Below are 13,373 nucleotides of genomic sequence, written 5' to 3'. Positions count from 1 at the left end.
GGTGCGGAATACGATCTAGAGCGCGGGATATGGTCGCCGTTCTTCCCTGCGATGTCGCGATCGTCGGCGGTGGGCTGGCGGGCGGACTGATCGCGCTCGCGCTCGCCGAGAGATGCCCCGCGCTCGACGTGCGGCTGATCGAGAGCGGCGATCGTATCGGCGGCAACCATCTGTGGCCGTTCTTCGCGAGCGATATCGACGCCGACGACGACTGGATCGTCGCGCCGCTGATCGGCCATCGCTGGCCCGCGCACCGCGTGCGCTTTCCCGCGCACGAACGGCGGATCGGCACCGGCTATCGCACGATCGAATCGGCGCGGCTCGACGCGGTGGTGCGCGCGGCACTGGGCGCGAAGGCGATGACGGGGTGCAAGGCGCTCGCCGCAAATCAGCACGCGGTGGTGCTCGCCGACGGCCGCCGGATCGAGGCCCGAGGGGTGATCGACGCGCGCGGGGCGGGCGACCTTTCGTTGCTTGACCTCGGCTGGCGGAAAACCGTCGGACGCGAGTTGGAGCTGGCCACCCCGCACGACATCGACGCGCCCGTGATCGTGGACGCGACCGTCGCGCAAGAGGACGGTTATCGCTTCGTTTGTAGCGTGCCCTTTTCGGCGACGCGCATGGTCGTCGAGGAGTGCTGTTACAGCGACACGCGCGCGATCGATCGCGACGGCATGGTCGCGCGGATCGACGCTTATGCCGCCGCCAGGGGCTGGCAGGTGACAGCGGTGCGGCGCGAGGAAGCCGGCGCGCTGCCGGTGGTGCAGGACGGCGATTTCGAGGGCTATTGGCAATCGGGCGGGCACAATGTCGCCAAGGCGGGGATGCGCGCGGGGCTGTTCCACCCGACCACCGGCGATGCCCTGCCCGATGCGGTGCGCACCGCCGCGCTGATCGCCCGCCAGCACGATTATTCGGGCGCGGCGCTGCACGACCTGCTGTACGGCGCCGCCCGCGCGGCGTGGGCGCGGCGGGGATTCTACCGGATGCTTGCGCGGATGCTGTTTCGCGCCGCCGAGCCCGAGGCACGTTACAAGCTGCCCGAACGCTTCTACAGGCTTGATCCGGCGCTGGTCGGACGATTCCATGCCGGCCGTTCGACCATAGGGGACCAGATGCGCATCCTGACCGGCAAGCCGCCCGTACCGATCGGGCGCGCGATCACCGCCATCCTGGGCCGGACGCCATGAGCCGCGCGATCATCGTCGGATCGGGTTTCGGCGGGCTGGCGCTGGGCATCCGGCTGCAATCGGCGGGCGTCGAGACGGTAATCGTCGAGGCGCGCGACAAGCCCGGCGGGCATGCCTATTCGTGGGAACGCAACGGCTTCACCTTCGACGCCGGGCCGACGGCGATCAGCGATCCCGACGGCCTGCGCGCGCTGTGGGCGCTGTCTGGCCGCGACATGGCCGACGACGTAACGCTGCGCCCGGTGTCGCCCTTCTACCGGCTCCACTGGATCGACGGCACGCATTTCGATTATTCGAACGACGATGCCGCGCTGACGGGCGAGATCGTCAAGCTCGACGCGAGCGACGTCGCGGGCTATCGCCGGTTCCTCGATTATTCGCGGGCCGCGTATGAGGAGGGCTATGCCAAGCTCGGCCATGTCGCGTTCGACCTGCGATCGATGGCGCGCGCGGCGCCCGCGCTAGCCCGGCATCAGGCGTGGCGATCGGTCTATGGCATCGTGGCGCGGTTCGTGCGCAACGAAAAGCTGCGCCAGGCGCTGTCGTTCCACACGCTGCTGATCGGCGGCAACCCGTTCACGACGAGTGCGATCCACGCACTGGCCCACAAGCGGGCGCGCGACGGCGGGGTCTGGTGCGCGCAAGGCGGCACCAACCGGTTGGTCGCGGGGCTGGTTACACAGTTCGAGCGGCTCGGCGGCACGCTCAGGCTCGGCGATCCGGTGACGGGAATCGCGACGCTGGGCGACCGCGCGACCGGCGTGACGACCGCGAGCGGCTGGAGCGCGGAGGCCGATGCGGTGGCAAGCAACGCCGACGTGATGCACAGCTATCGCGACCTGTTGGCGGGCTCGCGCAGCGCGCAGCGGGTGCGCGCGCGGATCGAGCGCAAGCGCTTCTCGCCCTCGATGTTCATCGTCCATTTCGGGATCAAGGGGACGTGGCCGGGGATTGCGCACCACAGCGTGCTGTTCGGGCCGCGCTATGAAGGGCTGTTCACCGACATCCACGACCACGGCGTGCTGGCGGAGGATCTGGCGATCCATCTCCACCATCCGTCGGTGACCGACCCGAGCCTGGCGCCGCCGGGGCATTCGACCTTCACCGCGCTGGCGGCGGTGCCGCATCTGGGCAAGTTCCCGGTCGATTGGGACGCGATCGGGCCGATTCTGGAGAAGCGCGTCCTCGACGAGGTGGGGCGGCGGCTGATCCCCGACATCCACGAGCGGATCGTGACCAAATTCACCTACGCGCCCACGGATTTCGCGCGCGACCTGAACGCGCATCTGGGAAGCGCGTTCAGCCTTGAGCCGACGCTGGCGCAAAGCGCGTGGTTCCGCGTTCACAATCGCGACGACCATATCCCCAACCTTTATTTCGTCGGCGCGGGAACGCATCCCGGCGCGGGGATTCCCGGCGTGGTGGCGAGCGCCAAGGCCACCGCAACGCTGATGCTGGAGGCACGATGATGAAGCGGCTGGCGATCTATTGCGGTTCCGCGACGCCGGGCGATCCGCGCTATCTCGAGCTGGCGCGCGGCGTGGGGCGGACGCTGGCCGAGCGGGGGATCGGCGTGGTCTATGGCGGCGGGCGGCTGGGGCTGATGGGGGCGATCGCCGACAGCGCGCTTCAGGCCGGCGGCGAGGTGATCGGGGTGATCCCGCAGGCGCTGGTCAACGCCGAGGTGGCGCATCGCGGGCTGACCGAACTCCACGTCGTCGAGACGATGCATGAGCGCAAGCAGCGCTTCACCGATCTCGCCGACGGCTTCGTCACCATCCCCGGCGGCACGGGGACGATGGACGAATTGTGGGAGGCGCTGAGCTGGGCGCAGCTCGGCTATCATGCCGATCCGGTGGGGCTGCTCAACGCGTTCGGCTATTACGATCCGCTGATCGCCTTCTGGGAGAGGATGGCCGAGGTGGGGTTCCTGCGACCGCAGCATCGCGGGCTGCTGATCGTCGATGCGACGCTGGGCGGGCTGATCGACCGGATGACGGCGCACCAGCCGCTCGCCGCGCCGATCACGCGGATGAAGGCGGCGGATTTGTGAAGACCTTGCCCGATGCGATCGGCGCGGCCGCGCCATGAGCAGGTTCCGCCGGAGCTTCACCGCGACCGCCGCCGATATCGACGAACTGGGGCACGTCAACAATGCGGTGTGGGTCGAGTGGATTCAGACGCTCGCGGTGGCGCATTGGGAAGCGGTGGCGCCGGCGGACCAGCAGGCGGCGTACATCTGGGTCGTGACCCGCCACGAAATCGATTATCGCGGCAATTTGCGCGAAGGCGAGGCGGCGACCGGCGAGACCTGGGTGGCCGATCCGCCCCGCGGCGCGCGCTTCGACCGGCATGTGCGCTTCACCGGCGCCGACGGGGCGGTGAAGGTGGAGGCGGTGACGACCTGGGCACTGCTCGACCGCGTGACCGGGCGGCTGCTGCGGGTTAGGGATGAGGTGGCGGCGCCGTTTCTGGAATAGGCTGAGTTCCGGTTTCGTCACTCCGGCCTTGAGCCGGGGTGACGATGATGGTTATCTCTTCCCCGCCAGCGTGATCAGCGACAGGCCCGGCGTCAGGGGCACGCGGCCGAGCAGGTGGCGTTCGGTGCGGAAGATCGCCTCGAACAGGGCGTTGATCGGCTTGGGCGGGGGCGAATCGTCGCTGTCGTCCTTGCCGGTGAGCTTGCCGAGCGCGCGGGCGGCGACGGCGGCGGGGAAAAGCAGCGAGTTGAACCAGCGCAGGCCGTTGTGCGTCAGGCCGGCGTCGGCGATCGCCTTGCCGAGGCTCGCTTTCGAATAGCGGCGATGGTGGTGGTTGACGACGTCGTGCGCGCTCCACATCCATTGGTGCGCGGGCACCGCGATCAGGATCTTGCCGCCGGGCGCGAGGCAATCAGCCATGCCGCGGAGCGCCGCCACGTCGTCTTCGATATGTTCGACCACATCGAGCACCGCGATCAGATCGTACGAAGCGCGCGGAACGCCGGGGAGCGCGGGCAGCGGCGCGTCGCCGACGGGCTTGCCGAGGCGCTGGGCGGCGATGGCGCGGGCGGCGGCGTCGATTTCGATCGCATCCACCTCGCCGAAGCGCGCGAGCATCGGCAAATTATGGCCGGTGCCGCAGCCGATTTCGAGGATGCGCGCGTGCTCGGGCAAGGCGGCATAGCGGGCGATGTAATCGGCAAGCACGTCACGGCGCGCGCGATACCACCAATGGGTCGAATCGTGCGCCGCCATGCGATCGTAGACGATGCGTTCCATCAAACTCTGGCCATCAGCCGAACACCCAGACGCGGTTGAGCGCGAAGGTGACGAGCGGCGTCACGAACAGCACCGGGATCAGCGGCCACCACCACGGCCCGGCGAGGATCGCGTCGTCGGTCAAGAGCCATACCCAGAAGGCGTTCATCGCATAGCTGACCAGCGAGACGAGGAAGAAGCGCCAGCTCGTTTGCGTCGCGGCGGCGCCGTGGCCACGGAAACTCCACGTGCTGTGAAGCACATAGCCCGAGACGACCGCGACCAGATAACCGCATATATTGGCGACCTGTTCGGAGGTGATCGCGAACCCGGCCAGCGGCGAATAGACCGCCGCATAGAGCAAGGTCGCGATTCCGCCCGAAATGGCGAACCGCACGAGCTGGCCGAGCAGCCCGTTCGTCCGCCACAATTCGACTTGCCGGAGAAGTGCCGTCACGTTCGCCTTTGCCTTTTGCGTGGCACTCGCCCTAATGCGCGCCGCAGCGTGAGGGAAGCATTTTGACCGGACAGCGCAACGGCGGTCTCAAGCCGCTCGAGGAACTCGATCGCCACTGGCTGCGGCTGACGCTGATCATGTGGGCGGGCATCGCGATCTGGTACATCGCGCAGCGCTGGGGCGCGATCCACTGGCTGTCGCTGGGCGACACCGACGACAATATGCGGCTGATGCAGGTGCGCGGGCTGCTGGGTGGACAGGGCTGGTACGACCTGCGCCAGTATCGACTGAACCCGCCGGCCGGGTTCGACATCCACTGGTCAAGGCTGGTCGACCTGCCGATCGCGGGGCTGATCCTGCTGTTCAAGCCGTTCGTCGGCACCGGCGAGGCCGAACGGCTGGCGTGCGGGATCGCGCCGCTGCTGCCGCTGAGTATCACGATGGGCGGCGTCGCCTTCACCGTGCGGCGGCTGGTGCATCCGCTGCTGTGGCCGCTCGCGCTCGTCTTCCTGCTGTTCTGCGGGGTGATGCTGCCGATGTTCCTGCCGATGCGGATCGACCATCACGGCTGGCAGCTCGCGATGCTGAGCCTGACCGTGGCCGGGCTAGCCGATGACGCGCGGCGGCGCGGCGGGCTGCTGGTCGGGCTGGCGAGCGCGGCGTCGCTGACGATCGGGCTGGAGATGCTGCCCTATTGCGCGATGGCGGGGGCGATCCTCGCGCTGCGCTGGATCTGGGACCGGGCCGAAGCGCCCCGACTCGCGGCCTATGCGGTGGCGCTGGGCGGGGGGAGCGCGGCGGGGTTCGCGGCCTTCGCCTCGAACGCCAATCAGGTGCTGCGCTGCGACGCGCTGACCCCGGTGTGGCTGAGCGTGATGGTGGCCGCGGGCGCGCTGCTGCTGGTGCTCGCGCTGGCCAATCCCGGCGCGCGTTGGGTGCGGCTGGGGCTGGCGATCGTCGCGGGCGGCGCGATCGCGATCGGCTTCGCGCTCGTCTTCCCGCAATGCCTGGGACGGCCCGAACAGGTCTCGCCCGAACTCGCGCGCACCTGGCTCGACCATGTCCGCGAGGCCAAGCCGATCTACGAGCATCCGCTGCGCGTCGCCTTCCCGATCGCCGCGCTGCCGGTGATCGGGCTGATCGGCGGGATCATCGCGACCTGGCGCGCGCGGGCGAACGACAATGTGGTCGGCTGGGTGGCGGTGACGCTGTTCAGCGCCTTCGCCACCGCGATGCTGCTGTGGCAGGTGCGCGCGGGGCCGGCGGCGCAATTGCTCGCGGTGCCCGGCGTGACCGCGCTGGCGTGGCTCATCCTGCCGTGGTTCCGCCGCCAGCGATCGGTGCTGGTGCGCGTGCTGGGGCCGGTGGCGGGGTTCATCCTGCTGTCGGGATTCTTCGCCAGCCTGATGATCCAGTATTTGCACATCGACCAGCCGAACGCGCGCACGAAGATCATCAACCGCGCGAGCCGGACGTGCCCGACGATCCCGTCGCTCAAGCCGCTCGACCGGTTGCCGCCGCAAGTGGTGTTCACCTTCGTCGACCTAGGGCCGCGGCTGATCACGGTGACGCACCACGACGCGATCGCCGGGCCATATCATCGCAACGGCGACGCGATCCTCGACGTCCAGCACGGCTTCGGCGGCAGCCCCGAGCAATTCCGCGCCATCGCCAAACGGCACCATGCGACGCTGCTGATGGTGTGTCCCAACATGCCCGAATCGACCGTCTATCGCGCGCGATCGCCGGGCGGGTTCTACGACCAGCTCGCGCACGGCAAAAGTTTCGACTGGCTGGAACCGGTGGCGATGCCCGCCAAATCGCCGATCCGGGTGTGGAAGATCAAATAGAGCCAACCCCGACCTATGCCGTCACCCCGGACTTATTCCGGGGTCCAACGTGCCTCAGGCACTAACGCCCGCGGAGGGTTGGATGCCGGAACAAGTCCGGCATGACGGTTCGCGTCACACCTTCTTCAGCGCGGCGTCGAAATCGGCGATCAGATCGTCGGCATCCTCGACCCCGATCGAGATGCGCACGAGGTTGTCGGTGATGCCGAGCGCCTGCTTGCGGCTGTCCGATACCGACAAATGCGTCATCGCGGCGGGGTGACTGGCCAGCGTCTCGGTGCCGCCGAGGCTGACCGCGAGCTTGGCGATCCTGAGCGCGTCGAGGAACGCGAAACTCTCCTTCTCGCCGCCCTTGACGTAGAGCGAGAAGGTCGAACCCGCGCCGGTGCAGTGGCGGCGGAAGATATCGGCCTGCGCGTCGTCTTTCAAAAAGCCGAGATAGCCGACGCGCTCGATCTTGGGATGATCGCGCAGGAATTCGCACACCTTGGCGGCGTTTTCGCCCGCGCGCGTCATCCGCAGTTCGAGCGTCTCCAGGCTGCGCAGCAGCATCCACGCGGTGTTGGGATCGGTGATCGTGCCGATCGTGTTCCGCATCGCGCGGATCACGTCCATATGCTTCTTGGTGCCGAGCACGCCGCCCGCGACCAGATCGCTATGCCCCCCGGCATATTTGGTGAGGCTGTAGACGACGATCTCGGCACCGTGCTGGAGCGGTTTCTGCCACAGCGGCCCGAGGAAGGTGTTGTCGATCGCGATCGGCGGCTTTTCCTCGCTGTTCCCCCAGATCGCGTCGCGGCTGGCGCGCACCGCCTCGACATCGACCAGCGCGTTGGTGGGGTTGGCGGGGCTTTCGAGATAGATCAACGCGACGCGGCCCGAATTGGCCTTGGCGAGCACCGCATCGATCTCCGCGCGGCTGGCACCGGCGGGAAAATCGAGGAAGTGGACGCCGAACTTGCCGAGCACGCGCGCGATCAGCGTTTCGGTGGCGGCATAGAGCGGCCCCGAATGGACGATCGTGTCACCCGGCTTGACCATCGCGAGGAACAAGGTGGCGATCGCCGACATGCCGCTCGAAAAGCTCAGCGCGTCCTCGGCATCTTCCCACACGCCGAGGCGATCCTCGAGGATTTCCTGATTGGGGCCGTTGAAGCGCGAATAGACCAGCCCCTCGGCGCCGCCGGGGCGCTTGCCGGTGATGCCTTCGAAATGGCGCTTGCCCGCCGCGGCGCTGGGAAAAACGAAGGTCGAGGTCGCGAAGATCGGCGGCTTCAATGAGCCTTCGGACAGCGCCGGATCGAAGCCGTGGCCCATCATCAGCGTCGAGGGTTTCAATTTTCGCCCGCCGATCTCATCGATTTCGGGCTTGGGGTTGCGGCGCGGCGTGGTGGCGGGAAGGACCGCCTCAGCGTCGTTGTTCTTGTCGGGCATGTCGTCCTCGTGATTCTGTCGCTGCGAATATATGGTATCTAACGATACTATCCGTCGCGCGATAGCCGTCAGCGGAGGCCGATCAGCGAGATCTGGCGGCCGTAGCTCGGTTCGCCGCGATGCGTCGCGCGGCGGTATGAATAGAAACGCGCCGCTTGCGCATAGGTGTCCTCACCCAGCATCTCGACGCGCGCGACCCCGGCGGCGGCGAGGCGGTGCGCGACATAGGCTTCGAGGTCGAACCAGGCATGGCCCGCGCGGCCGGCGACGAAAAAGCGTTCGTTCGCGGCGTCCGCAGCCTCGAACCGCGCGACGAAACCGGCATCGACCTCGTAGCTGGCGCGCGCGATGCACGGGCCGATCGCCGCCGCGATCCGTGTGCGATCGGCGCCGAGGCCTTCCATCGCGGCCAGCGCCGCATCGGTGACGCCGCCGAGCGCGCCCTTCCACCCGGCATGGGCGGCGCCGACCACGCCCGCGGCGGCATCGGCGAACAGCACCGGCGCGCAATCGGCGGTGAGGATGCCGAGAACGAGCCCCGGCCGATCGGTGACGAGCGCGTCGGCGTGGGGGCGCGCATCGTCGGCGTAGGGCGCGGTGACGGCCAGTGCCTCGGCCGAATGGACCTGGTGAAGCGTGACCAACGCCGCGCCGGGGAGCACGGCCTCGGCCGCGAGGTGACGGTTCTGCGCGACGGCGCGCGCGTCGTCATCCGAGCCGAGGCCGACGTTGAGCCCGTGGTGCACGCCTTGCGACACCCCGCCGCTGCGCCCGAGGAAGCCATGCGGCACATCACCGAGCGCGCGAGCGCGGATAATGTCGATCGCGCTCACAGCGCCAGCCGCATGATGCGATCGTCGTCGGCGTGATCGCCGACCATGAAGGTATAGGCGCCGACCTCGACGAAGCCGTAGCGTTCGTAGAAGCGCCGGGCGCGGTGGTTGTCGACATAGACCGACAGGATCATGTCGCTGTGGCCAGCCCCGCGCGCGTGCGCGATCGCCCAATCCATCAGCGCGGGGCCCACGCCTTCACCGTGCCAGCCGCCGAGAACGTAGAGCTGGTGGAGGCTGATCGCGGCCTCCGGCCAGTCGCCGGGGAAATCAACCGGCCCCAGTTTGGCGAAGCCGATGATCTTGCCGTCCTCGGTGGCGAGCCGGATCGCGTAGCCGGGGTCGGCGATCTGCGAGGGCAGGCCTTCGTCGCCGAACGCCGCGCCGAGGAAAGCGGCGAGATCGGACGCGCGGTAGAGCGTGCCGAAGGTCTCGGTGAAGCTGCGCGCGGCCATCCGCGCCAGTTCCGGCCCGTCGGCGGGCAGCGCATCGCGATAGGCGATCATGCGAACCCCGCCGGTGCCGGCCAGGCCGTGCCGGTCACGCCGAGCACCTTGAACAGCGTGCCCATCTGATCGGGCGCTGTGAGGCGATCGTGATCGGCATGGATCGAGGCGGCACGCTCGGGCGCCGAGGCCGCGAGTTTGGACGCGCGCGCGCCGATCCCGAGCGCGGTGAGGAACTGGCCCTGATCGACGGGGCCGTGGACCGCTGCACCCGCGACCCGCGCCGCCGCGCCGAGCGTGCCGAAATCGACATGCGCCGTGAGATCGTGCTCGCCCGGCGCTTCGAACGGATTGACATAGGCGTGGCCGCGCACCGCTTGCAGCGTGTCGCCGAGCGCGGGGCCGTCATAGCCGTAATCGACCACCAGCGCCGCGCCGCCCTGCGCCGCCAGCCGCGCGGCGAGCGCGCGCATCAGCGCGACGGCGGCGGGTGCGGTTTCGAGCACCGCGCCGTGGGGGGCGTCGCGCAAATGTTCGGGAATCACCTCGGCGGGGAGCGGCGGGCCGCCGATGGGCAAGAACAATGTGTCCTGACACGCGACGAGGCGCTCGTGCCAATGGTCGCCCGCGCGCACCAACTGGCGGATCGGCAGCGCGTCGAAGAATTCGTTGGCGACGACGAGCAGCGGCACGTCATCGGGCAAGGTCGCGAGATCGGCGTGCCAGATCGCGTCGGGCAGCCGCTCCTGCTGTAGGCTGCGGAGCACCGGGCTGGTCTCGACCAGATGGACCGCAGGGCTGAGCCCCACATTCGCCATCGCGCGCAGCGCATCGACCGCGAGCGTGCCGCGCCCCGGCCCCAACTCGACATAGGCGACCTCGGGCCGCCCTGCGCGCTGCCACAGATCGGCGAGCGCGAGCCCGAGCAATTCGCCGAACATCTGGCTGATCTCGGGCGCGGTGACGAAATCGCCACCCGCGCCCAACGGATCGCGCGTCGCGTAATAATGCGCGTTCGCGGCGGCCATGAAGCGGCTGAGCGGAATCGGCCCCGCGAGCGTGATCGCGCGCGCGAGACGATCGGGCAGGCTGCCGTCGGTATCGTCGGTCACGTCACGCGACGCTCTCGTCCCCGGCGATGGGGACGACGCGCTGGCGGCGGCGGGCGCTGGTGGCGATCAGGTAGATGCCGCCGAGGATCATCGGAATGCACAGCACCTGGCCCATATGGATGGTGGTCGCGAAGATGGTGTCAGCGAACTGCGAATCGGGTTCGCGGAAGAATTCGATGAAGAAGCGCGCGCAACCGTAGCCGACGAGGAAGATGCCGGTGAGCTTGCCCGGATCGTAGCGCGCCTTGGTGCGCCAGAAAAAGAACCAGAGCACGGCCAGCAGGACGAGTCCTTCGAGCCCGGCCTCGTAGAGCTGGCTGGGGTGGCGCGCGACGTCGTCGCCGGTACGCGGGAAGATGATCGCCCAGGCGACGTTGCTCGGCTTACCCCACAATTCGCCGTTGATGAAATTGGCGATGCGCCCCAGGAACAGCCCGAACGGCACGCAGCACGCGACATAATCGTGGACGCGCAGCCAATCGAGCCCCTTGCGGCGGGCAAGCACGATCATCGCGAGGCTGGTGCCGATGACGCCGCCGTGGAACGACATCCCGCCATCCCACAATTTGAAGACCTGGAGCGGATCGAGCAGCATGCCCGGGGCGTAGAACAGCACATAGCCGATCCGGCCACCGAGGATGACGCCGATCGTCGCGTAGAAGACGAGATCGTCGGCATGGCGCTTGGCCATCGGCGCGCCGGGCTGTTCGAGCAGCTTGAGCAGATACCACCAGCCGATGAGAATGCCGCCGATATAGGCGAGCGAATACCAGCGCAGGATCGCGTGCCCGCGAATCGAGAGCAGGACGGGATCGAGGCCGAGATCGGTCCAGCGGATATGCTGGGTATCGGTGACGGCTTGGGCGAGAAGGGTCAGGATCAAAGGCTTTTCCCCGAAGAGGCACGCCTTCATAAGGAGCAGAGGCGACAAGACCAAGGGGAGAGGCATGGCGACCGATCTGGACCGGCGGATGGATGCGGGAATCGCACGATTGACCGGTGCCGGCGGCCCGCTGCCGCTGGCCGATATCGTGCTGGGCGGCCGGCGCCTGCCGATGATCGCCAGCGCCCCGCCCGCGCTGCCGCACTATTTCGCGCATTATTGCCGCGAGCACGCCGACGCGACCTTCCTTGTCGCGGGCGACGAGCGGATCACCTTCGCTGAAATCTACACGCAAGCCGAGCGGGTGGCGACAGCGCTGGTGACCGGGTTCGGCGTCGCGAAGGGCGACCGCGTCGGGATCGCGATGCGCAATTCGCCATCGTGGATCGCGCTCTACATGGGCGTATTGATGGCGGGCGGGATCGCGTGCCTGCTCAACGGCTGGTGGCAGGCCGAGGAACTGGCCGAGGCCATTCGCGACGTCGATTGCGGGCTGGTGTTCGCCGATCCGCCGCGCCGCGAGCGCATCGCCGGGGCCGGATTGGCGACGACAGTGATCGCGATCGACGATCGCCCCCGGCTCGCCGAGGCGCTGGCGCCGGTCACGAGTCCCGCAGGCGGAGACGCGGCGCTGCCCGCGCTGACCGGCGACGACGATGCGACGATCCTGTTCACCTCGGGATCGACGGGGCGCTCCAAGGGCGCGCTCTCCGATCACCGCGCGGTGGTGCAGGCGACCTACAATTATCTGGCGCAGGCGCTGGTGATGCTCGGCATCGCGACCGAACAGGGCAACCCGCCCGAGGGCCAGCCGGCGACCTTGCTCACGGTGCCGCTGTTCCACGTCACCGCCGAGATTCCGGTGATGCTCCAGAGCTTCGCGATGGGGCGCAAGCTCGTGCTGATGCCCAAATGGGATGCCGGCGAGGCGATGCGGCTGATCGAGGCCGAGGCGATCACCTATTTCGTCGGCGTGCCGCTGATGAGCTACGAAATCCTGACGCATCCCGACCGCGCGACATACGATCTTTCGAAAGTCACCGATTTTGCGGCCGGCGGCGCGCCGCGCCCGGTGGAGCATGTGCGGCGAATCAAGGACGAAATGGGCGGGGCGGCGCCACTGATCGGCTACGGGCTGACCGAGACCAACGCGGTCGGCTGCGGCAATTGGCGCGACAATTATCTCGCCAAGCCCGATTCGACCGGGCGTGCCTCGGCGCCGCTGGTCGATCTCGCGATCCTCGACGGCGCCGGGCGGCCGGTGCCACAGGGTGCGCGCGGCGAGATCGCGATCCGATCGGTATGCAATTTCAAGCGTTATTGGAACGACGAGGGCGCGACGCGCAGCGCGGTGACCGACGACGGCTATTTCCTGACCGGCGACATCGGCCTGCTCGACGAGGACGGCTATCTGTTCATCGTCGATCGCAAGAAGGACATCATCATCCGCGGCGGCGAGAACATCTCGTGCCTGGAGGTCGAGGCGGCGATCTATCACCACCCCGCGGTGGCCGAATGCGCGGTGTTCGGGTTGGCGGACGACAAATATGGCGAGGTGCCGGGGGCAGTCATCCATTATCGCGCGGGCGATCATCCGACCGATGACGAATTGTGCGCGTATCTGGCCGAGCATATCGCGGCGTTCAAGCTGCCCGCGCGTCTGTGGATATCGCCCGATCCGCTGCCCCGGCTGGGCACCGAGAAGATCGACAAGGTGTCCTTGCGCGCGCATTACCGGGCGCTGGCCGCGGCTGAAGGCGATTCTCCCTTACCGCGCTGAACGCGTGGGCGCTTATCGCCTGCGGAGCCACCCTTCATTCACCTCCCCGGCGAAGGCCGGGGTCCAGTTACGAGCGGTCCGATACTGGACCCCGGCCTTCGCCGGGGAGGTAGGAGAAGCGATTCGACAGGTGCCGCACGAACGGTTTG

13 protein-coding genes are annotated in these 13,373 nt (G+C 68.2%); 6 read left to right on the top strand and 7 right to left on the bottom strand.

Features of this window, described 5'->3' with window-relative positions; genetic code table 11:
• Positions 1 to 29: 29 nt before the first annotated feature.
• The 4 genes from crtY to DFR49_RS13985 are packed head-to-tail and all read left to right on the top strand — an operon-like array spanning position 30 to position 3,670.
• A complete protein-coding gene (crtY, locus tag DFR49_RS14000) occupies positions 30 to 1,190 on the top strand; it encodes a lycopene beta-cyclase CrtY (protein WP_119036235.1) in 1,161 nt (386 codons plus the stop codon).
• A complete protein-coding gene (locus tag DFR49_RS13995) occupies positions 1,187 to 2,659 on the top strand; it encodes a phytoene desaturase (protein ID WP_119036234.1) in 1,473 nt (490 codons plus the stop codon). Before crtY ends, DFR49_RS13995 begins: the two co-directional genes overlap by 4 nt.
• Positions 2,659 to 3,243, top strand: coding sequence for an LOG family protein (locus DFR49_RS13990; protein ID WP_119036233.1), 585 nt, complete (start codon positions 2,659 to 2,661; stop codon positions 3,241 to 3,243). The genes DFR49_RS13995 and DFR49_RS13990 overlap by 1 nt, the downstream gene beginning before the upstream one ends.
• 34 nt (positions 3,244 to 3,277) lie before the next feature.
• On the top strand, positions 3,278 to 3,670 hold the full coding sequence (locus DFR49_RS13985; protein ID WP_119036232.1) for an acyl-CoA thioesterase: 393 nt from the start codon (positions 3,278 to 3,280) through the stop codon (positions 3,668 to 3,670).
• A 51-nt stretch (positions 3,671 to 3,721) separates the two neighbouring features.
• On the opposite strand, the gene DFR49_RS13980 is transcribed toward DFR49_RS13985, so the two are convergent.
• Entirely contained in the window at positions 3,722 to 4,450 is a 729-nt protein-coding gene (locus DFR49_RS13980) for a class I SAM-dependent methyltransferase (RefSeq protein WP_119036231.1), read from the bottom strand.
• Between the two features lie 13 nt (positions 4,451 to 4,463).
• Positions 4,464 to 4,886: a GtrA family protein gene (locus DFR49_RS13975; protein WP_245968505.1), complete on the bottom strand. Its 423-nt coding sequence runs from the start codon at positions 4,884 to 4,886 to the stop codon at positions 4,464 to 4,466.
• A 137-nt stretch (positions 4,887 to 5,023) separates the two neighbouring features.
• On the opposite strand from DFR49_RS13975, the gene DFR49_RS13970 reads away from it, so the two are divergent.
• On the top strand, positions 5,024 to 6,736 hold the full coding sequence (locus tag DFR49_RS13970; RefSeq protein WP_245968575.1) for an AcrB/AcrD/AcrF family protein: 1,713 nt from the start codon (positions 5,024 to 5,026) through the stop codon (positions 6,734 to 6,736).
• A 114-nt stretch (positions 6,737 to 6,850) separates the two neighbouring features.
• Here DFR49_RS13970 and DFR49_RS13965 read toward each other — a convergent pair whose 3' ends face one another.
• From DFR49_RS13965 to lgt, 5 genes are all read right to left on the bottom strand, one after another.
• Positions 6,851 to 8,170 (bottom strand): cystathionine gamma-synthase family protein, encoded by a 1,320-nt coding sequence (locus tag DFR49_RS13965; RefSeq protein ID WP_119036229.1) that lies wholly within the window; start codon positions 8,168 to 8,170, stop codon positions 6,851 to 6,853.
• A 68-nt stretch (positions 8,171 to 8,238) separates the two neighbouring features.
• Positions 8,239 to 9,003 (bottom strand): peptidoglycan editing factor PgeF, encoded by a 765-nt coding sequence (pgeF, locus tag DFR49_RS13960; protein WP_119036228.1) that lies wholly within the window; start codon positions 9,001 to 9,003, stop codon positions 8,239 to 8,241.
• A complete protein-coding gene (locus DFR49_RS13955) occupies positions 9,000 to 9,509 on the bottom strand; it encodes a GNAT family N-acetyltransferase (protein WP_119036227.1) in 510 nt (169 codons plus the stop codon). Before DFR49_RS13955 ends, pgeF begins: the two co-directional genes overlap by 4 nt.
• Positions 9,506 to 10,561, bottom strand: a complete 1,056-nt coding sequence (locus DFR49_RS13950; RefSeq protein WP_425454947.1) for a class I SAM-dependent methyltransferase — start codon at positions 10,559 to 10,561, stop codon at positions 9,506 to 9,508. The genes DFR49_RS13955 and DFR49_RS13950 overlap by 4 nt, the downstream gene beginning before the upstream one ends.
• 1 nt (position 10,562) lies before the next feature.
• Positions 10,563 to 11,444 (bottom strand): prolipoprotein diacylglyceryl transferase, encoded by an 882-nt coding sequence (gene lgt, locus DFR49_RS13945; RefSeq protein WP_245968504.1) that lies wholly within the window; start codon positions 11,442 to 11,444, stop codon positions 10,563 to 10,565.
• Between the two features lie 64 nt (positions 11,445 to 11,508).
• On the opposite strand from lgt, the gene DFR49_RS13940 reads away from it, so the two are divergent.
• On the top strand, positions 11,509 to 13,224 hold the full coding sequence (locus DFR49_RS13940; RefSeq protein ID WP_119036225.1) for a class I adenylate-forming enzyme family protein: 1,716 nt from the start codon (positions 11,509 to 11,511) through the stop codon (positions 13,222 to 13,224).
• Positions 13,225 to 13,373 lie beyond the last annotated feature (149 nt).

The sequence above is a fragment of the Hephaestia caeni genome (assembly GCF_003550065.1).
In the GTDB taxonomy this organism is placed as follows: domain Bacteria; phylum Pseudomonadota; class Alphaproteobacteria; order Sphingomonadales; family Sphingomonadaceae; genus Sphingomonas; species Sphingomonas caeni_A.
The sequence above is the reverse complement of the archived record's forward strand: the minus strand, read 5'-3'. Positions and strand labels throughout refer to the sequence as shown.